Consider the following 18717-nt stretch of genomic DNA (forward strand, 5'->3'; position numbering starts at 1 on the left):
CGCGCGCATCGTCGGCAACGCGCCGGCAGAGTCGCCGCCCGGTCAGCTCTCGCTGAGCGCCGTCCCGGGTAGCCAGTCGGCGTCGAGCAGCTCGGCGATCTCCTGCAGCGCCGAGGTGTCCGCGCCCGCCGTCGAGCCGGTGACCGCCAGCCGCTCCACCATCACGCGGGCGACCTGCTCCTCCACCGTGTCCTCGGCGAACGCGACCAGCCACGGCGAGGTGCGGCCGTCGCGGTGCGTGCGGCCGGTGACCTGCCGGGCCTGGATGCCGGAGAACCGCGGCTGGTGGAACAGGCCCACCCGCGGCAGCTCGGAGGCGTGCGACCCGTCGGGCAGCAGCTCACCCGCGTGCAGGCTGATCGAGGCGGTCACGGTGAACACGCAGACCTGCGCCCCGCCCCGCTGGAAGCGCAGCCGCTCGGCCTCGACGTCGAACCGGTCGCGGCCGTAGATGCCGGCCACCTCGATCCCGGCCGAGAGCAAAGCCTCCCGGATCGGATCGGCCGCCGTCTCCACGAACTCGACCGACACCGCCACCTGGCGCTCCGCCTCCACCTGCGCCTTCACCCAGTCGACGGTGGCCTGCACCCGGATCAACCCGGCCTTCTGCCGGAACCGCAGCAGCGCCGCGCGCCCGCGGGCGGTCTGCCGTGCCCTGCGGGCCAGCTGCATCTCCGCCCGGAACTCCGACCACTCGGCCTCGTAGGACGCGCGCTCCGCCGGGGTGAGCGCGACCGGCGCCCCGCTCACCGAGACCGGCCCCCAGGGCGCCGGCCGGTGCAGCGTCGCCGGCGGATCGGTGTCGGCGAGCCAGCCCTGCAGCGTGGTGAGGTCGGCCCGGCGCTCGTCGGCGTCCTCGGTCCACTGCCAGCCGTAGCGGCCACGTTCCACGTGGAACCCTCGCGCGGCCAGCCGCGCCGGGAGGTCGACCCAGTCCTTGAGCGGCTCCCCGTGCTGGACGGCGAACTGCGGCGCCAGGTACGGCAGCTCGAGCGGCGTGTGCGCCGGCGTCGCGGTGCAGGCCAGCACGTACGGGGCGTCCTTCACCCGGCCCGCGCCGGAGACCGCCTTCCAGTGCTTCCAGCGCTGCGTGGTCGTGTGCCGCACCATGTGCGCCTCGTCGGCGACGACGACGTCGAACCGCGCGCCGGTCGCCCGCTGCACCGCGGCCACCTTGCCCAGCCGATCCCACGTCGTGACGCACCAGCGCAGCCCGCCGTCGCCGAACCCGGCGATGGAGCGCGACCAGTGCGGGATGGTGATCGCCGCGGGCCGGTCGGCGACGACCAGCACCCGCGTGACGTCGCGCTGCTCGGCGATCGCCTTGACCGCCAGGATCGCCGTCCCGGTCTTGCCGACGCCGGGGTCGTCGCCGAGCAGGAACACCCGGCCGCCCGCGGCGGCGTGCGCGGCGACGACGTCCGCGCCGTCGCACTGCTGGTCGCGCGGGGTCAGCGGGCGCCCCTCGGGCAGCGGGCGGGGCCCGTCGTTCAGCTCGTCCTCGACGAACCGCTCGAAGCTGTACGGCGGGGGGTCGTAGGGCACCAGGGCCGCGGGCAGCTCACCGCCCACCCAGACGTGCGCCTGCAGGCCGGCGTGCCAGGTGGCGCCCGGCGCCGGGGCGCGGAAGGGGACGGCGAGCACCCACACCCGCTCCCCCGGGCCCGCGACCGGCAGCTCGGCGGCGGGCTTCGCCGCCGCCCGCTTCCGAGGCGTCGCCGCGCGGGTGCGGGCCGCCGCCGCCCGCGTGGTCGTGCTGCGCCGTCGTCGTCCGGGCATGCCGGCACCTCCCCCTCGTCCCCGGGGCACGGTAGGCGGCGCCACCGACGGGCTGGTGGGATGGGCGTCGTGAACGACGACCTGCGGCTGCACTCGCGCACCCTCGGCGAGGCCGGCCCGCGGGTGGTGTTCGTGCACGGGCTGTTCGGCCAGGGCAAGAACTGGACGACCGTCGCCAAGGGGCTCGCCGACCGGCACCGGGTGACGCTGCTCGACCTGCCCAACCACGGCCACTCCCCCTGGACCGAGCGCGTCGACTACGTGGACATGGCCGAGCTGGTCGCCGCCGAGCTGGCCGGGTTCGGCGAGCCGGTGACGCTGGTCGGCCACTCGATGGGCGGCAAGGTGGCGATGACGCTGGCGCTGCGCCGGCCGGAGCTGCTGCGCGCGCTCGTCGTCGTCGACATCGCGCCGGTCGAGTACCCGCTGCAGGGCGGGCGGACCGACGACGCCGACGAGGAGGCCTCCCCGTTCGGCGCGTTCATCGCCGCGATGAAGGCGATGGACCTGGGCGCCCTGCAGACCCGCGACGACGCCGACGCCGCCCTGCGCGCCGCCGTCCCCAGCCGGATGGTGCGCAGCTTCCTGCTGCAGAGCCTGGTCCGAGAGGGGCGGGGTGCCGACGGCGGCTGGCGCTGGCGGCTCAACCTCGACCTGCTCGAGCGCGACCTCGGCGAGCTGCGCCGGTTCCCCGATCCGCCGGCCGGAGCGAGCTACGACGGGCCGGTGCTCTGGATCGCCGGGGCGAACTCGCACTACGTGCTGCCGCAGGACCGCGCCCGCATGGACGAGCTCTTCCCGGCCACCCGGCTGGTGCGGATCAAGAACGCCGGCCACTGGGTGCACTCCGAGCAGCCCGAGGTCTTCCTGCAGACGCTGCAGGTGTTCCTCGACGCCGTGGAGCGCGCGGAGGGCTGAGCCTGCCCCCTGGGGGTGGTGCGGCCGCGCGCCTCGTCGGCGCCGGACCGTTCTGACCGCAGGATGGCGGGAACGCCCGGGGATCGGTACCCGCCCGGGCCCTCGAGCAGGAGCGAGCAGATGACACACCCCGGCCCCGAGCAGCCCGGCACCGACCCGCACGGCGGCCCGTGGCAGCAGCCCGCTCCGGGGCAGCAGCCGTACGGCCAGCAGCCCCCGCCGCCGTACGCCGGTCAGCCGCCGTACGCGGGCTACCCGCCGGCCTACGGCCAGCCGCCCTACGGCCAGCCGCCCTACGGCTACGGCTTCCCGCCGCCGCGGCGCACCAACGGCATGGCGGTCGCGTCGATGGTGCTGGGGATCCTCTGGATCTACTGGATCGGCAGCGTCCTGGCGCTGGTGTTCGGCTACATCGCCAAGCGGCAGATCCAGGAGCGCGGCGAGTCCGGCGGTGGCATGGCGACGGCGGGCATCGTGCTGGGCTGGATCGGCATCGGCTTCCTCGCCCTCGCCGTCGTCGGCCGGGATCGCCTCGTCGTCGTCGTACGGCTACTGACCCCGGCGGGTCAGGCGTCCAGCGCGCGGGCGCGGCGGCCCGGTCGCCTCGGCGCGGGCACGACGACGACGGGCTCCCCGCGGTCGGCCTGCTTGGAGCGGTACATGGCCTGGTCGGCCTCCCGGACGAGGGCGTCGGCGTCCCACCCGGCCCGGCCGCAGGCCACGCCGATGCTGGCGCGCAGCTCCACCGTCCCCCGGGAGAGGACGGCCGGGCCGTTGAGGGCGTCGCGCACCCGCCGGCCGAGGGCCTCCGCGGTCGCCTGACCCGCGTGCCCGCTGCTGACCAGCAGGAACTCGTCTCCGCCCAGCCGGCCGACGACGTCGTCGGGCCGGACGAGCTGGGCCAGCCGCTGGGCGGTCAGCCGCAGGAGCTCGTCGCCGGCGGCGTGCCCGTAGGTGTCGTTGATCGGCTTGAACCGGTCGAGGTCGACGAAGACGACGGCCGTGAAGGTGTCGGAGGAGGCCGCGAGCGCCCGCTCGAGGGCGGTCAGGGTCGAGGCGCGGTTCGCCGCACCGGTGAGCGGGTCGGTGGTGGCCCGCAGCACCAGCTCCTCGCGGGCGCGGACCTGCAGGGTGACGTCGGTCAGCGACAGCAGGGCACCGGGTGCGCCCTCCCGGTCGCCCAGGCCGACGATGCCGACGGTGCAGATCCGCGGGTCCTCCGTGCCCGGCGGGGAGAGGGGCACCTCCAGCTCGGCGTCGTCGCCCGTGTCCAGGGCGGCGACCAGCGCGGCCTCGAGGGCGGCGCGGTCGGTCTCGCGCAGCGCGGTCACGAGCGCGGTCAGCCGGTCGCCCTCGGCGCAGCCGAGCAGCGCGTCGTAGCGCTCGTTGGCGAACACGACCGAGCGGTCGGCGGCCAGCTGCAGGATGGCCACGGGGAGGCTCTCGGCCACCCGGCGCAGCAGCCGTTCCTGCTGGCGCAGCGCCTCGTGAGCGGCCATCTCGTCGGAGATGTCGTTCATCACCGTGACGACGACGGAGTCGGCCGGGTCCTCCGCCGCCACGTACTGGTTCTCCAGCTCCAGCCAGGCCCAGCTGCCGTCGGCCCGCAGGTGCCGCAGCCGGACCCGCTGTGACGCCTGCGTGGAGAGCAGCTCCATCCAGTTGCTGATGGCGCGTTCCTGGTCGTCGGGGTGGATGAAGTCCGAGGAGCGGCGGCCCAGCAGCTCCGACTCCGCCCAGCCGAGCATGCGCGGGGTGCGCTCGTCGACCTCGATGAAGTTCGCCAGCACGTTCTTGCGCACCACCGCCGTCCGGGGCAGGCGCGACACGGTGAGCCAGGCGCGCTCGTGGTCCCCCGGCGCCGCTTCCTCGGGCAGCTCGCCGTCGGCGATGTCGAGCGTGCCGAGCAGGACGCCGTGCTCGGGGCGCAGGTCGACGAAGGTCAGCACCACGGGCTGGTCGGGGTCCTGCCGGGTGCGCACCGTGGCGACGGCGTGGCCGAGGGCCAGCACCCGTTCCCAGGCGGCGACGACGGTGAGCCGGTCCTCGGGCAGGACGACGTCGAGCATGGTGGCCCGGTTGGACGGGGCCTCCAGGAACCGTGCGGCGGGCACGTCCAGCGACTCCGGTGCCGGCACGAGCACGCCGTCGGAGGCGATCGCCGCGAAGACCGCACGCGGCAGGCGGCGCAGGAGCTCGGGCAGCTCCGCGTTCCCCTCGAGGGATGGACCGTCACTGGTCATGCCCTCTCGAACGGAACCGGCCGGCCTCGCCTTGAACTGTGACGTGGAACTCCATCCGGAGGGGTGAGGCCCGGCGGGACGGCGGTGGCCGGGCCCGGTGACAGCGCTCCGGCCTGCGGGGATGCTGGCGTCGTGAGGCAGGAGTCGGTCGTGCACGCGGTGCACCCGCGGCTGCGCCCGTACGTCGCGGCCGCGGTCGGCTACCGGCACGAGGGGCTGCCGCCCGGGGAGCACCGCGGGCTGCCCTCGCCGTTCCTCACGGTCGTGATCACGCTCGACGAGCCGCTGCGGATGGCGGCCCACCCGGATCCCATGCAGCCGCCCGGCAGTTACGACGCGCTGGTCGGCGGGCTGCACACCCGGCCGGCCCGGATCGCGCACCCGGGGCGGCAGGCCGGCATCCAGCTCTCGCTCACCCCGGCCGGGGCCCGGGCGCTGCTGGGCTGCCCGGCCGGCGCGCTGGCCTCGCTGGACTGCCCGCTGGACGCCGTCCTCGGCGCGCTCGGCACCGAGCTGGTCGACCGGGTGCGGACGGCGTCGACCTGGCCGGCGCGCTTCGCCGTCCTGGAGGAGGCGCTGCTGCGGCAGGTGGGGGACGGCGCGCTGCGGCCGGAGCTGGCCGAGGCCTGGCGGCTGACGACGGCGACGGCCGGGCGGCTGCCGGTGGCCGAGGTCGCCGCGCGGGTGGGCTGGTCGGTGCGGCACCTGGAGCAGCGGTTCCGCGGCGAGACCGGCCTGGGCCCCAAGGAGGCGGCCCGCGTCGTCCGCTTCGACCGGGCCCGGCGGGCGCTGGCCGGACGCGCCGCGGCCGGGCGGCCGCTGGACCTCGCCGGGCTGGCCGGCGCCGCGGGCTTCGCCGACCAGGCACACCTCACCCGCGAGTGGCGGGCCTTCTCCGGGCTGCCGCCCACGCGCTGGCTCGCCGCGGAGTTCGGATTCGTGCAAGACACCGCGGCGCTGTCGGCGGCACTCTCCTCGGCATGACCGCCTCCTCCAGCACCCCGCCGCCCACCGTCTGGCCCGCCTTCCGCGCCCGCGACGCCCGCGCGCTCATCCGCTTCCTCGTCGACGCCTTCGGCTTCGAGGAGACCGCCGTGTACGGCGAGGGGGACGTCGTCGCGCACGCGCAGCTCTCCTGGCCCGAGGGCGGTGGCGTGATGCTCGGCTCGGTCCGCGACGAGCCGGACGACGCGTGGCCCGCCGTCCCCGGCACCGCCGCCTGCTACGTCGTCACCGCCGATCCGGCCGCCGTCCACGCGCGCGCCGTCGCCGCCGGCGCGACCGTCGTCCGCGAGCCGAACTCGACCGACTACGGGTCGGAGGAGTTCTCCGCCCGCGACCCCGAGGGCAACCTCTGGTCGTTCGGCACCTACGCCGGGGAGCCGCGCCGGGCCCGGTGAGCCGCCGCTCTACGGTCGGCCGGTGACCGTCGCGCGTTCCGTCCTGCTGTTCGTGCTGGCCGCCGTCGCCGAGATCGGGGGCGCGTGGCTGGTGTGGCAGGGCGTCCGCGAGTCCCGCGGGTGGCTGTTCATCGGCGCCGGCGTCATCGCCCTGGGCCTGTACGGCTTCGTCGCCACCCTCCAGCCCGACGCGAACTTCGGCCGGATCCTCGCCGCCTACGGCGGGGTGTTCGTCGCCGGCTCGCTGCTCTGGGGCATGGCCGTCGACGGCTTCCGGCCCGACCGGTACGACGTCGTCGGCGCGCTGCTGTGCCTCGTCGGCGTCGCGGTGATCATGTACGCCCCCCGCACCGCCTGACCCGCCGCCGCTTCCCCGCACCCGTCCTGCCCGGTCCCGCGCCGGCAACTGCGCGGTACTTGGCCCTCCAGAAGCCGGCGGAACGCCACGTTCCCCGCACTTGGCGCACGGGGTGGGACGTCGGCCACATCAGGCCGGCTCGACCTCTCGATGCACTCGTGCATCCAATACATTCGTGCATCGTGAGCACCGACATCGTGGAGGCGCGGCCGAAGCGGCGCCGCGCCGAGACCGTCGAGCGGCTGCTGGACGCCGCCCTGGAGACCTTCGCCGAGCTGGGCTTCGCCGGGGCCAGCGTCGAGGACGTCTGCCGCCGCGGCGGGTTCACCCGCGGCGCCTTCTACTCGAGCTTCAGGACCAAGGACGAGCTGTTCGCCGCCCTGTTCGCCCGGGAGACCGGGCGCGAGCTGGCACACGTCGAGCAGCAGCTGGCCGGGCTCGAGCACGAGGACGACCCGGTCGCCGCGGCCGTCGAGCGGTGCCTGTCCACCTTCCGCGCCGACCGCGACTGGGTGCTCGCGCAGGCCGAGTTCGCGCTGCACGCCGCCCGGCACCCCGAGGCCGCCCGAGCGCTGCGCGCCCACGAGGAGGTCCTGCTGGCCCGGGTGACGGCGATCATCGACGACACCCTCGGCCGCACCGGCCTGCGCCTCACGCTGCCCGCCGACCGGCTCGCCCGGATCCTGCTCGCCCTGCACGACGGCCTCGCCCTGCGCGACGTCGTCCGCGCACCGGACGCCGACGACGCAGCACACGCCGACGACGCACCGCACGCCGACGACGCGGCGCACGCCGACGCCGACCTCGAACGCACCGCGCTGCTGCACCTGCTGCGCGCCGTGACCGACCGACCGGGAGAGAACCCCTGATGGCCACCCTGCTCGCCCGCCTGGGCTCAGCGTCCTTCCGGCACCGACGGCTGGTCGCGACGGCGTGGGGCGTGCTGGTGGCCCTCGTCGTCACCCTGCTGGTCACCGTCGGCGGCGCCTTCGACGACCAGTTCACGATCCCGGGCTCGGAGTCGCAGGAGGCGCTGGACCGGCTCGACGAGCTCTCCCCCGAGGCGGCCGGCGCCGGCGCGCAACTGGTGTTCGTCGCCCCCGAGGGGCAGGCGGTCACCGATCCGGCCTTCACCGCCGCGATCGAGCAGACGCTGGCCGCCGCCGCCGAGGTGGACCAGGTCGGCACCGTGCTGAGCCCTTTCGACACCCTCTCGCTCAGCGCCGACGGCCGGGCGGCGCTCGCGCAGGTCCGGTTCGACGTCTCCCCCGAGCTGCTGGCCGACGACGCGCTCGACGCCCTGGTGACGACGACGGAGCCCGCCGAGGAGGCCGGTCTGGAGACCGCCGTGGGCGGGGACGCGTTCGGCACGACCGGGGTGGAGGTGGGCCCGCTGGAGTTCGTCGGCGTCGGGGTCGCCGTCCTGGTCCTCGTGCTCACGTTCGGCTCGCTGCTGGCCGCGGGCATGAACCTCGGCATCGCGCTGACCGGCATCGCCGTCGGCATGGGCGGGCTGCTGCTCACGTCGAACCTGGTGACGCTCTCCTCGACCGCCCCCACCCTGGCGCTGATGATCGGCCTGGCCGTCGGCATCGACTACACGCTGTTCATCCTGTCCCGGCACCGCACCCAGCTCGCCGGGGGCATGGCGCCGCTGGAGTCCGCCGCCCGCGCCGTCGGCACCGCCGGCTCCGCGGTCGTCTTCGCCGGCCTGACCGTGATCATCGCGCTCTCCGGGCTGGCCGTCGTCGGGATCCCGTTCCTCACCGTCATGGGCATCGGCGCCGCCGGGACCGTGGCGGTCGCCGTGCTGGTTGCGCTCACGCTGCTCCCGGCGCTGCTCGGCTTCGCCGGCGAGCGGCTGGTCCCGAAGGCCGGTTCCCGGGCGGCCCGCCGCGAGGAGGCCGACGCCCGCGAGTCCAGCGGCGTCGGCGGCTCGATGGGTGCCCGCTGGACCCGGCTGATCACCCGGCGGCCGCTGGTCACGGTGCTCGCCGCGCTCGCCGGGCTGCTCGTCCTGGCGCTGCCCGCCCCCCAGCTGGAGCTGGCGCTGCCGGACAACTCCGCGGCCGCCGAGGACACCCCGCAGCGGCAGGCCTACGACCTGGTCAGCGAGTTCTTCGGCCCCGGCGTCAACGGGCCCCTGGTCGTCCTGGTCGAGGGGCTGGACCCGGCGACGGCGGAGGGCGCGCTCGGCGACGTCGTCGGCGCCATCGCCGGCACCCCGACGGCGACGCCGGGCGAGTTCGAGGGCGGCCTGGACGGCGTCCGGTTCGCCTCCCCCACGCCGCTGCCCGGCGGGACGGCGGCGATCGTCAGCGTCATCCCCGAGACCGGCCCGCAGGACGAGGCCACCCACGACGTCGTCGCGGAGCTGCGCGCGCTGGCCGGCGACCTGGAGGAGCGGACGGGGGCCGAGCTCGCCGTCACCGGGCAGACCGCCGTCGCCATCGACATCTCCGACCGGCTGGCCGGGGCCCTGCTGCCGTTCGCGCTGGTCGTCGTCGGGCTGGCGTTGGTCCTGCTGCTGCTGGTGTTCCGCTCGGTCCTCGTGCCGATCAAGGCCACCGTCGGGTTCCTGCTCTCGGTGGCCGCCTCGTTCGGCGCGGTGGTCGCGGTCTTCCAGTGGGGCTGGCTGTCCGACGCGCTCGGCGTCCCGACCACGGGCCCGGTGATCAGCTTCCTGCCGATCATGCTCATGGCGATCCTGTTCGGCCTAGCCATGGACTACGAGGTCTTCCTCGTGTCCCGGATGCGCGAGGAGTTCGTGCACGGCGCCGCGCCGCGCGACGCCGTCGTCACCGGCGCCCGGCATGCGTCGCGGGTGGTGGTCGCCGCCGCGCTGATCATGTTCTCGGTGTTCGCCAGCTTCGTGACCATCGACGACGTCACCGTGAAGGCGATCGCGTTCGGCCTCGCCGTCGGCGTCCTGGTCGACGCCTTCCTCGTGCGCATGACGCTGGTCCCCGCCGTCCTGGCGCTGCTGGGCCGGGCCGCGTGGTGGCTGCCCGCCTGGCTGGACCGGCTGCTGCCCGACCTCGACGTCGAGGGCGCGGCGCTGGCCGACGGCCCGGTGCCGACGACGACGCGCGAGCCGGCCACCGCGTCGCGCTGACGCCCACCCGGCACACTGACCGGATGAGCGTCGACGGGTCGCAGCAGGACGGGTCTCCGGAGGACTACCCGGGGCCGCCGTCCTACGGCCCGCCGCCCGGGTACGGGGCGCCGGGCTACGGCCCGCCCCCCGGCTACGGCCAGCAGTACGGCCAGAACCAGTACGGCCAGAACCCCTACGGCCAGCAGTACGGCCAGCCCCCGTACGGCCCGCCCCCGGGGTACGGGCAGCAGCCCGGCTACGGCCCGGGGTACGGCCCCGGCTACCCGCAGGGATACGGCCAGGGCTACCCGCCGCCCGGGTACGGCCAGCCCCACGGCTCCTGGCCGGGCCGGGTGCCTGCCTGGCCGGCCGGGCCGGGGCGCCCGAGCGTGGCCACGGCCGCCGCCGTCCTCGGCTTCGTCACCGGGGGGCTGACGATCCTGGTGACCCTCGGCTTCCTCATCGGGCTGTCCTCGGGGCAGGACGAGGCGGCGTTCCTGCTGCTGATCTTCTCCGGCCTGGTCGTGGCACCCGGGCTGATCACCGGCGGCGTGCAGCTGATGTCCGGGAAGTCCTCGGACGTGCTGTTCTTCTCCGCCCTGGCCGCGGCGATCTCGCTGCTCGTCATCGGCGTGCTGGGCTCGGCCACGCTCTACGGGGACGACGCCGACACCGTCGTCGCCGTCGTCGTGCTGGGGTTCTCGCTGCCGGTGGTCACCGCGATCCTGGCCCGGGTGCAGCACACGGTGGGCTGGGTGCGGTCGCGCCGCTGAGCGCTCAGCGCGAGCGCGGCCGCCCGCGGCGGCGGCGCGCCTTGTCGGCGTACATCGCGTCGTCGGCGGAGCGGATCACCCGCTCGTGCACCTGGCCCGGGTCCTCGCCGCCGGGCGCGGAGCCGATCCCGATGCTGAGGCCGATGGCGACCTCCTGGCCGCTGAGCTCCAGGGGAGCGGTCACCGCGGCGCGCAACCGGCCGGCCAGCACCTCGGCGTCGGCGAGGTCGGTGTTCTCGCAGACGATGCTGAACTCGTCGCCGCCGAGCCGGGCGGCGGTGTCGCTGGCCCGCAGCACCGAGCGCATCCGGTCGGCGAACGCCTCGAGCACGAGGTCGCCCATGGGGTGGCCCAGCTCGTCGTTGATCGCCTTGAAGCCGTCGAGGTCCATGATCAGCACGCAGGTGGGCGTGCGCTCGCGGTGACCGCGCTCGAGGGCGTGCCACAGCCGGTCCTGGAACAGCAGCCGGTTGGGCAGCCCGGTGAGCGGGTCGTGCAGCGAGCGGTGCACCAGCTGGGCCTCGAGCGCCTTGCGCTCGGTGATGTCCTCGAGGATCACCACGAGGTGCGCGGGCTGGCCCTCCGGCGTCTCCTCCACCCAGGAGGCGGTGAGCTGCACGGGGACGACGGCGCCGTCGCCCCGGACCAGCCGGGTCTCGTGCCGCAGCGGGCGGCCGCGGTCGCCCAGCAGGTGGGCGTGCGCGGCCCGGGCCGCCGGGGCCCCGTCGGGGTGGATGAGGTCGAGCAACGACGTGCCGTGCAGCTCCTCGGCGCCGCGCTCCAGCAGCGCGCAGAGCGCCGGGTTCACGTCGACCAGCACGCCCTCGGGGGTGGTCAGCGCGACCCCCATCGGGGCGTTGGCGAAGGCGCTTCGGCGGTCGGCAGGGGGCAGGGCGTCCACCACCTCGATCACATCCCCACCTCCGACACGGACACCCATCTTGCGCGACGGGTTGGGCGAAAGGCACGGCAGGCGTCACGGAACCGTTCCGGGTCGCCTCATCGGGGGACCACGGACGGGTGCAGGATGCACGGGGGGTCACATCAGGAGGCAGCAGTGCACGAGTTCGACCTGGTCCTGCCCGCGGAGGTCGACGTCCGCGAGGTGGGCATGCGCGACGGCCTCCAGCTCGAGGCGCCCGTCCCGCTCGACGCCAAGCTGGAGATGCTCGACGCGCTCGTCGCCACCGGCGTCCGCCGGATCGAGGTGACGTCGTTCGTCTCGCCCAAGGCCGTGCCCGCGCTGGCCGACGCCGACCGGGTCGCCGCCGAGCTGGACCGCTGGCCGGGTGTGCACTGGTCGGCGCTGGTCGCCAACCCGCGCGGCGCCGTCCGGTCGGTCGACGCCGGCGTCGCCGACCTCGAGTACGTGGTGTCGGCCGCCGACGGGCACAGCCGGGCCAACGCCGGCCGCTCCACCGCCGAGGCGGTCGCCGCCGTCGGCGAGATCGCCGGGCTCGCGCACGGCGCCGGCGGCTCGCTCGAGGTCATCATCGCCACCGCCTGGGACTGCCCCTTCGACGGGCGGACCCCGATCGCCCGCACCGTCGACGTCGCCCGCGCCGCCGTCACCGCCGGCGCCGACCAGCTGTGCCTGGGCGACACCATCGGGACGACGACCCCGCTGCGCGTCGTCCAGATGCTGGACGCCGTCCGCCGCGCCTGCCCGGGGATCCCGGTGGGCGTGCACTTCCACGACACCCGCGGCACCGGTCAGGCCAACGCGCTGGCCGCGGTGCAGGCCGGGGTGACCCAGCTGGACGCCTCCATCGGCGGGCTCGGTGGCTGCCCGTTCGCGCCGGGGGCCAGCGGCAACATCGCCACCGAGGAGCTGGTCTACATGCTGGAGGAGTCCGGCGTCCGCACCGGGCTGGACCTCGACGCGCTGCTGGTGGCGGCCGCCGCGACCGAGCGCGCCGTCGGGCACGAGCTGCCCAGTTCGCTGTACCGCGCGGGCGGGCGCTCCGTGCCGCGCACCGCGGACGCCCCGTGAGCGCCGCCGGCGAGCCGCAGCGGATCGTCGACCCGCGGGTGATGCGCGACGTCCTGGGCCACTTCGCCTCCGGCGTCACCGTGCTCACCGCGGTCACCGCCGAGGGCCCGATCGGCTTCACCTGCCAGTCGTTCAGCTCGCTGTCGCTGGACCCGCCGCTGGTCGCGTTCGCCCCCGCCCGCTCCTCGCGGACCTGGGCGCAGCTGCGCACCCTCGGCCGGTTCTGCATCAACGTGCTGGCCGAGGGGCAGGACGACGTCTCGCAGAACTTCGCCCGCTCCGGTGCCGACAAGTTCGCCGGGGTGCCGTGGACGGCGAGCCCGCACGGCGCACCGGTCCTGGACGACGTCGTCGCCTGGATCGACGGCGAGCTGTGGGCGGAGTACGACGGCGGGGACCACACCATCGTCGTCGCCCGCGTGCTCGACCTCGGCGCCTCCGCCGACCGGCGCCCGCTGCTGTTCCACCGCGGCTCCTACGGGCTGCTGCACCGCCCGGAGGGCTGACCCCGCGGGTGTGACGGGGCGGCCCGGCGGGCACCGCTGGGGGCGGACACCGCGAGGAGGGACCGCCATGGGACTGCTCGACCGGCTCTTCGGCCGCCGCCCGCAGCAGCACGCCGCGCCGTACGGGGCCCCGGGGCACCCGGACCGGGCCCCGGGCCGCTACGCCCGTCAACCCGACGGGCAGCCGCTGCCGGACGAGCAGGCCGTCGCCCGCTACCGCTACCTGCTGCGCACCGCGCCGCCCGAGCAGATCGAGCAGGCGCACGCGGAGGCGTTCGCCCAGCTCACCACCGACCAGCGCCAGCAGGTGCTCGCCCAGCTGGCCGCAGTCACCCCGGCCGCCGAGCGCCCGCGCACCGACGACGTCGAGACCCTCGCGCGGGTGGCCACCCGCGCGGAGATGCGGCAGCCCGGCACGCTCGAGCGGGCGCTCGGCGGCTACGGCCCCGGCTATGGCGCCCAGCCCGGCTACGGCGGTGGCTACGGCGGGCGCCCCGGCTACGGGTACGGCGGCGGGATGGGCATGGGCGGCATGATCGGCGGCAGCCTGCTCGGCACCATCGGGGGCCTGGTCATCGGCTCCGCGGTCGCCGACGCGCTGTTCGACACCGGCCTGGGCGACGGCGGCCTGTTCGGCGGTGGCGACGAGGAGGCCTACGCGGAGGGCTACCAGGACGGCGCGGACTCCGGCGACTACGGCGGCGACCACGCGGGCGGCGACTACGGAGGGGACTTCGGAGGTGGCGACTTCGGGGGTGGCGATTTCGGGGGTGGCGACTTCTGAGCTGCGCGCCTGCCGGCTCGAGCCTCCTGGACTCAGTGCCCCGCCGGGCCCGCCGCCCGGCGCCGGAGCAGCAGCCACAGGCCGAGCACCGGCAGCACCAGCGGGATGAACAGGTAGCCACGGCCGTAGCCCGACCACACCGTCTCGTCCGGGAACGCCGCCGCGTCGGCCAGCGACAGCGTGCCCACGACCAGCACCCCGACCAGCTCGATGCTGATCGCGACCAGCGCCACCCGGCGCCCCCGCGGCCCGCGCGCCAGCGCCACGGTCGCGACGAGGTAGATCACCGCGGCCAGCGCGGACAGCAGGTAGGCCAGCGGGGCCTCGTCGAAGCGGGTCGCCAGCTGCACGGCGGCCCGGGCCCCTCGCGGCGAGCGCGAAGACGGCGTACAGCGCCACGAGCACGCGGGCCGCGCCGGATCCGGAGCCCGCCTCGGCGGGCGCCCCCAGCGCGCGGTCGTCAGGCACCCGTCGCCTCCCAGAGCTCGAGCAGCCGCCACACCATGACACCGACCGAGGCGCCCGCGACGGCGAGCACGGTGCCCGCCCAGCGGCTCACCTCGGAGCGGGCCCACAGCACTCCGGCGACCGGGATGAGCACCGCGCCGGAGAGGTAGCCGAGGAAGGTCGGGGGGTCGGCGGGGGTGTCGCCGTCCATCGCGAGCAGCGCGGCTCCGGCCTGCAGGAGCAGCAGCGCCTCGAGGACGCCGGCCAGCACCAGGTGCACCAGGCCGGTGCGCCGGCGGGCGAGCGTCGAGGCCAGCCCGGCCACCACCAGCAGCGTCGCCACGACGGTGATCGCGACGACGAGGGGGAGCTGCACCCGCTCATCCTCCCGCGCGGCTCCGCCCGCCCCGCGCAGGGGCGGGCGGAGCGTCGCTCAGCGGTGCACCGAGGACATGTCCGGGGCGACCGGGCGGCCGACCCCCCTGCCGGGCATCCGGAAAGGGTGTGGCAGGTTAGGCGCGGCTTACTTAGGCATACCTACCCTCACTCCCGACAGGAGCACGATGCGCACCGCCGTCCGGCCGCTCGCGGCCCTCGCCCTCCCCCTGGCCGCCGTCCTGGCGCTCTCCGCCTGCGGGGAGGACGCCGCTGCCGGGACCGCCGCCGACGACGCGGGCACCGTCTCCTTCACCTGGGACCGGAACGTCAACGCCGCCGACGAGGACGCCGACCCCGAGCTCGAGGAGACCACCGTCGAGGTCCGGAAGAATCCGGAGAGCATCGTCGTCTTCGACATGGCCAGCCTGGACACCATCGGTGCCCTCGGCGGCGAGGTCGCCGGGGCACCCCTGGACTCCGTGCCGGACTACCTCGAGAAGTACCTGGCCGACGACGCGTTCAACGCCGGCACGCTCTTCGAGGCCGACCTCATCGAGGTCGAGGCGCAGCAGCCCGACCTCATCGTCATCGGCGGCCGCTCGTCGGCGCTCTACGACGAGCTCAGCGAGATCGCCCCGACGGTCGACCTCAGCCTGCGCGGCACGTACCTGGAGAACCTCGAGCGCAACGCCACCTTCCTCGGGGAGGTCCTCGGCGCCGAGGACGAGGCGGCGGCCGCGATCGCCGAGATCGCCGACGGCCTCGAGGAGGCGCGCGCCGTCACCGCCGACGCAGGCACCGGCCTGGGCCTCATGGTCTCCGGCGGTCAGCTGAGCGCCATGGCGCCGGCGGGCGAGGGCACCGACGCCCGCGGCGCCCGCGGTGGGCTCATCTACGACGCGTTCGGCGTGCAGCCGGTGGTCGACGACATCAAGGCCGCCACCCACGGCGAGCCGGTCTCCTTCGAGTTCCTGCTCGAGACCAACCCTGACCACCTGTGGGTCGTCGACCGCGACGCCGCCACCGGTGAGGCCGGCGCGCAGGCGGCCGAGGCCGTGCTGGACAACGAGATCGTGAAGCAGACCAAGGCGGCGCAGGCCGGCCAGATCGTCTACCTGGACCCGGTCGCCTGGTACGTGGTCTTCGGCGGCATCGACACCACGAAGATCATGATCGACGACGTCCTGCAGATCGCCGGATGACCGGGCCGGTGCCCCCCCGGCGCCGTCGCTGACCGACGTGACCGTGCTCGACCGCCCCCTGACGAGCACCCTCCCCCGCCTGCGGCCCCGCCGCACGTGGGTGGGGGTGCTCGTCGGCGTGCTGCTCGCCGTCCTCGCCGTCCTCAGCCTGTTCGTCGGGGTCTCCGACGTGACGCCGCTGTCGGTGCTCCGCGGGGACACCGACGGCCACGCGGCCTTCCTGCTCGTCGCCAGCCGCATCCCGCGCACCCTGGCGGTGCTCCTCGTCGGTGCCTCGCTCGGCATCGCCGGGCTGATCATGCAGATGCTCGTGCGCAACAAGTTCGTGGAGCCGGGCACCACCGGGGTCAGCGAGTTCGCCACCCTCGGCATGCTCGTCACGATCGTGTTCTTCCCGGGCCTGGCCGTCGTCGGGAAGATGGGCGTCGCCGCCGTCTTCGGCCTGGTCGGCACCTGGGTGTTCCTGCGGGTGGTCCGCGTCGTGCCGGTGCGCCAGCTGGTGCTGGTGCCGCTGGTCGGGATCATGCTCGGCGGCGTCGTCGCCGCGGTCACCACGTTCGTCGCCTACCGGCTGGACCTGCTGCAGTCGCTGGGCCAGTGGTCCCAGGGCAGCTTCGCCACGGTCATGCAGGGCCGCTACGAGTTCCTGTGGATCGCCGGGGCGATGGTCGTCGTCGCCTGGATCGCCGCCGACCGGTTCAGCGTCATCGGCCTGGGCGAGGAGTTCGCCACCAACCTCGGCCTGGACTACCGGCGGGTGGTCGCCATCGGCATGGTGGTGGTCGCGGTCATCACCGCGGCGGTGCTGGTCACCGCGGGCATGATCCCGTTCCTCGGCCTTGGTGGTCCCCAACGTGGTCAGCCTGATCATCGGCGACAACGTGCGCCGCGCCATCCCGTGGGTCGCCGGCCTCGGTGCCCTGCTGGTGCTGGCCTGCGACCTCGTCGCCCGCGTCGTCCGCATGCCCTACGAGATCCCGCTGTCGGTGGTGGTCGGCGTCGTCGGCGCCGTGCTGTTCCTCTGGCTGCTGCTGCGGAGGGGGAGCCGTGCTCGCTGACCCGACCGCCCCGGCGCGCCCGCCCGCGCCCGCCCGGCTCGCCGGCGCCTGGGCGCGGCCCGCCGTCCGGCTCGCCGTGCTGGCCGCCGTCGTCCTCGCGCTGGTCGGCGCCTACCTGTTCACCGACGTCCCGGGCTCGCTGTCCTTCGCCCTGGAGCACCGCAGCCGCACGGTGCTGGCGATGCTGGTCGTCTCGACGGCGGTCGGCGTCTCGACCGTCGTCTTCCACACCATCACGCAGAACCGCATCCTGACGCCGTCGATCATGGGCTTCGACGCCTTCTACGTGCTGATCTCCACGGTGATCGTCTTCTTCTCCGGGTCCGCGGCGTTCCTGGCGTTCGACGAGCTCACGCTCTGGCTCACCCAGGTCGCGGTCATGGTGGCGTTCAGCGTGCTGCTGTTCACCTGGCTGTTCGGGGGCAAGCGCCGCTCGATCCACCTGATGCTGCTGGTGGGCATCGTGCTGGGCACGTTCTTCCGCGCCTTCACCGAGTGGATGCAGCGGATGCTGGACCCGCTGGACTTCCAGGTGCTCTCCGATGCGATGTTCGCCTCGCTGACCCGGCCGGACGAGACGCTGCTGGCGCTGAGCGCCGTCCTCGTCGCGGTGGGTTGCGCCGCGGTCGTGCCGCTGCGGCGCACCCTCGACGTGCTCACCCTCGGCGAGCCGACGGCCGTCGGACTGGGCGTGGACCACCGCCGCGTCGTCATGGTCCTGTTCGCCGCCGTCTCGGTGATGATCGCGGCGTCGACGGCGCTGGTCGGGCCGATCCTGTTCTTCGGCCTAATCGTGGCCAACCTGGCCTACTCCTACGCCGGCTCCTTCCGGCACGTCTGGACCCTGCCGACGGCGGTGCTGCTCGGCATGGTCTGCCTGCTCGGCGGCCAGCTCGTCCTCGAGCGGCTGCTCGGCTACGGCGGCACCCTCTCCACCGTCATCGACTTCGCCGGTGGGCTGTTCTTCCTGTACCTCGTCCTGCGGAAGGGGGCGCGGTGATCGCGCTCGAGCACGTCACGAAGCGCTACGGCAGCACGACGGTCGTCGACGACGTCTCGCTCGCCTTCGGCGAGGAGGGGGTGACGGCGCTGATCGGCCCCAACGGCGCCGGGAAGTCGACGCTGTTCTCCCTGGTCGGCCGGCTGCTCGCCCCGGACGCCGGCCGGGTGACCGTCGACGGGCAGGACGTGGCGACGACGCCGTCCAGCCGGCTGGCGACGACGCTGGCGGTGCTGCGCCAGGACAACCACGTCGCCGCCCGGCTCACCGTGCACGACCTGGTCGAGTTCGGCCGCTTCCCGCACTCGCGGGGCCGGCTGACCGTGCACGACCGCGAGCACATCGAGCGGGCGATCGACTACCTCGACCTCGGCGCCTACCGGGACCGGTTCCTCGACGAGCTCTCCGGCGGCCAGCGGCAGCGGGCGTTCATCGCGATGGTGCTGGCCCAGGACACCCGCTACGTGCTGCTCGACGAGCCGCTGAACAACCTGGACCTGCGGCACATGACCGAGATCATGCGGCTCATCCGGCGCATGGCCGACGAGCTCGGCAAGCGGGTGGTCATCGTGCTGCACGACATCAACTTCGCCGCGACCTACGCCGACCGGATCGTCGCGATGCGCGACGGAGCGGTGGTGGCCGACGCCCCCGCCCGCGAGGTCATGCGCCCCGAGGTGCTCGGCGCGGTCTACGACACCCCGGTCGACGTGCGCGAGATCGACGGCAAGCCGGTCGCCCTCTACTACGGCTGACCCCCGCGCTGGGATCAGGGAACCTG

The 18717-nt window shown here is 74.9% G+C and carries 19 protein-coding genes and 2 pseudogenes; 16 read left to right on the top strand and 5 right to left on the bottom strand.

Going from position 1 to position 18717, the window contains the following annotated elements:
- Positions 1–42: 42 nt before the first annotated feature.
- Positions 43–1779, bottom strand: coding sequence for a helicase (locus JKP75_RS19385; RefSeq protein ID WP_200489833.1), 1737 nt, complete (start codon positions 1777–1779; stop codon positions 43–45).
- 69 nt (positions 1780–1848) lie between these two features.
- Here JKP75_RS19385 and JKP75_RS19390 point away from each other — a divergent pair, with 69 nt between their 5' ends.
- Together JKP75_RS19390 and JKP75_RS23225 are read left to right on the top strand one after the other, a co-directional pair.
- Positions 1849–2697, top strand: coding sequence for an alpha/beta fold hydrolase (locus JKP75_RS19390; RefSeq protein WP_309230056.1), 849 nt, complete (start codon positions 1849–1851; stop codon positions 2695–2697).
- A gap of 333 nt (positions 2698–3030) precedes the next feature.
- Positions 3031–3198: pseudogene (locus JKP75_RS23225) on the top strand (DUF4190 domain-containing protein); the annotation flags it as partial.
- Between the two features lie 65 nt (positions 3199–3263).
- Here JKP75_RS23225 and JKP75_RS19395 read toward each other — a convergent pair.
- Complete coding sequence (locus tag JKP75_RS19395; protein WP_200489836.1) at positions 3264–4940, bottom strand: GGDEF domain-containing protein; 1677 nt, start codon at positions 4938–4940, stop codon at positions 3264–3266.
- Between the two features lie 132 nt (positions 4941–5072).
- Here JKP75_RS19395 and JKP75_RS19400 point away from each other — a divergent pair, with 132 nt between their 5' ends.
- The 6 genes from JKP75_RS19400 to JKP75_RS19425 all read left to right on the top strand — a co-directional run bounded on the left by JKP75_RS19400 (position 5073) and on the right by JKP75_RS19425 (position 10568).
- Entirely contained in the window at positions 5073–5924 is an 852-nt protein-coding gene (locus JKP75_RS19400) for a helix-turn-helix domain-containing protein (protein WP_200489837.1), read from the top strand.
- Positions 5921–6340, top strand: a complete 420-nt coding sequence (locus JKP75_RS19405) for a VOC family protein (RefSeq protein ID WP_200489838.1) — start codon at positions 5921–5923, stop codon at positions 6338–6340. The genes JKP75_RS19400 and JKP75_RS19405 overlap by 4 nt, the downstream gene beginning before the upstream one ends.
- 22 nt (positions 6341–6362) lie before the next feature.
- On the top strand, positions 6363–6698 hold the full coding sequence (locus JKP75_RS19410) for a YnfA family protein (protein WP_200489839.1): 336 nt from the start codon (positions 6363–6365) through the stop codon (positions 6696–6698).
- A 182-nt stretch (positions 6699–6880) separates the two neighbouring features.
- Positions 6881–7567 carry a TetR/AcrR family transcriptional regulator gene (locus JKP75_RS19415; RefSeq protein ID WP_200489840.1) on the top strand — a complete coding sequence of 229 codons (687 nt, stop codon included), beginning with the start codon at positions 6881–6883 and terminating at the stop codon, positions 7565–7567.
- Positions 7567–9813: an MMPL family transporter gene (locus JKP75_RS19420; RefSeq protein WP_200493420.1), complete on the top strand. Its 2247-nt coding sequence runs from the start codon at positions 7567–7569 to the stop codon at positions 9811–9813. The genes JKP75_RS19415 and JKP75_RS19420 overlap by 1 nt, the downstream gene beginning before the upstream one ends.
- 23 nt (positions 9814–9836) lie before the next feature.
- Positions 9837–10568: a hypothetical protein gene (locus JKP75_RS19425; protein ID WP_200489842.1), complete on the top strand. Its 732-nt coding sequence runs from the start codon at positions 9837–9839 to the stop codon at positions 10566–10568.
- Positions 10569–10572: 4 nt separating this feature from the next.
- Here JKP75_RS19425 and JKP75_RS19430 read toward each other — a convergent pair whose 3' ends face one another.
- Positions 10573–11481 carry a sensor domain-containing diguanylate cyclase gene (locus JKP75_RS19430; protein WP_200493421.1) on the bottom strand — a complete coding sequence of 303 codons (909 nt, stop codon included), beginning with the start codon at positions 11479–11481 and terminating at the stop codon, positions 10573–10575.
- Between the two features lie 144 nt (positions 11482–11625).
- Between JKP75_RS19430 and JKP75_RS19435 the strand changes: the two genes are divergently transcribed.
- The 3 genes from JKP75_RS19435 (at position 11626) to JKP75_RS19445 (ending at position 13851) form a co-directional block, all read left to right on the top strand.
- On the top strand, positions 11626–12561 hold the full coding sequence (locus JKP75_RS19435) for a hydroxymethylglutaryl-CoA lyase (protein WP_200489843.1): 936 nt from the start codon (positions 11626–11628) through the stop codon (positions 12559–12561).
- Entirely contained in the window at positions 12558–13067 is a 510-nt protein-coding gene (locus JKP75_RS19440) for a flavin reductase family protein (RefSeq protein ID WP_309230057.1), read from the top strand. Before JKP75_RS19435 ends, JKP75_RS19440 begins: the two co-directional genes overlap by 4 nt.
- Positions 13068–13134: 67 nt before the next feature.
- Positions 13135–13851, top strand: a complete 717-nt coding sequence (locus JKP75_RS19445) for a hypothetical protein (RefSeq protein WP_200489844.1) — start codon at positions 13135–13137, stop codon at positions 13849–13851.
- Positions 13852–13883: 32 nt separating this feature from the next.
- Here JKP75_RS19445 and JKP75_RS19450 read toward each other — a convergent pair whose 3' ends face one another.
- Positions 13884–14201, bottom strand: coding sequence for a hypothetical protein (locus JKP75_RS19450; protein WP_242473648.1), 318 nt, complete (start codon positions 14199–14201; stop codon positions 13884–13886).
- A gap of 110 nt (positions 14202–14311) precedes the next feature.
- Positions 14312–14674, bottom strand: coding sequence for a hypothetical protein (locus JKP75_RS19455; RefSeq protein WP_200489846.1), 363 nt, complete (start codon positions 14672–14674; stop codon positions 14312–14314).
- A 187-nt stretch (positions 14675–14861) separates the two neighbouring features.
- Between JKP75_RS19455 and JKP75_RS19460 the strand changes: the two genes are divergently transcribed.
- From JKP75_RS19460 to JKP75_RS19480, 5 genes and pseudogenes are all read left to right on the top strand, one after another.
- Entirely contained in the window at positions 14862–15878 is a 1017-nt protein-coding gene (locus JKP75_RS19460) for a siderophore ABC transporter substrate-binding protein (protein WP_200489847.1), read from the top strand.
- Positions 15879–16047: 169 nt separating this feature from the next.
- A pseudogene (locus JKP75_RS24820) lies at positions 16048–16671 on the top strand (iron chelate uptake ABC transporter family permease subunit); the annotation flags it as partial.
- 61 nt (positions 16672–16732) lie between these two features.
- Positions 16733–16936, top strand: a complete 204-nt coding sequence (locus JKP75_RS22190; RefSeq protein WP_200493434.1) for an iron chelate uptake ABC transporter family permease subunit — start codon at positions 16733–16735, stop codon at positions 16934–16936.
- Positions 16926–17936 (top strand): iron chelate uptake ABC transporter family permease subunit, encoded by a 1011-nt coding sequence (locus tag JKP75_RS22195; protein WP_309230058.1) that lies wholly within the window; start codon positions 16926–16928, stop codon positions 17934–17936. Before JKP75_RS22190 ends, JKP75_RS22195 begins: the two co-directional genes overlap by 11 nt.
- Entirely contained in the window at positions 17933–18691 is a 759-nt protein-coding gene (locus JKP75_RS19480) for an ABC transporter ATP-binding protein (protein WP_200489851.1), read from the top strand. The genes JKP75_RS22195 and JKP75_RS19480 overlap by 4 nt, the downstream gene beginning before the upstream one ends.
- The last annotated feature ends 26 nt before the right edge of the window (positions 18692–18717 follow it).

This window comes from Blastococcus sp. TML/M2B (assembly GCF_016612865.1).
Lineage (GTDB): Bacteria > Actinomycetota > Actinomycetes > Mycobacteriales > Geodermatophilaceae > Blastococcus.

Excerpts from the sequence above, each read along its gene's own strand:
- JKP75_RS19385 (WP_200489833.1), bottom strand. The coding sequence starts at position 1,779 with ATGCCCGGACGACGACGGCGCAGCACGACCACGCGGGCGGCGGCGGCC.
- JKP75_RS19395 (WP_200489836.1), bottom strand. The coding sequence starts at position 4,940 with ATGACCAGTGACGGTCCATCCCTCGAGGGGAACGCGGAGCTGCCCGAG.
- JKP75_RS19405 (WP_200489838.1), top strand. The coding sequence starts at position 5,921 with ATGACCGCCTCCTCCAGCACCCCGCCGCCCACCGTCTGGCCCGCCTTC.
- JKP75_RS19420 (WP_200493420.1), top strand. The coding sequence starts at position 7,567 with ATGGCCACCCTGCTCGCCCGCCTGGGCTCAGCGTCCTTCCGGCACCGA.
- JKP75_RS19425 (WP_200489842.1), top strand. The coding sequence starts at position 9,837 with ATGAGCGTCGACGGGTCGCAGCAGGACGGGTCTCCGGAGGACTACCCG.
- JKP75_RS19445 (WP_200489844.1), top strand. The coding sequence starts at position 13,135 with ATGGGACTGCTCGACCGGCTCTTCGGCCGCCGCCCGCAGCAGCACGCC.
- JKP75_RS19460 (WP_200489847.1), top strand. The coding sequence starts at position 14,862 with ATGCGCACCGCCGTCCGGCCGCTCGCGGCCCTCGCCCTCCCCCTGGCC.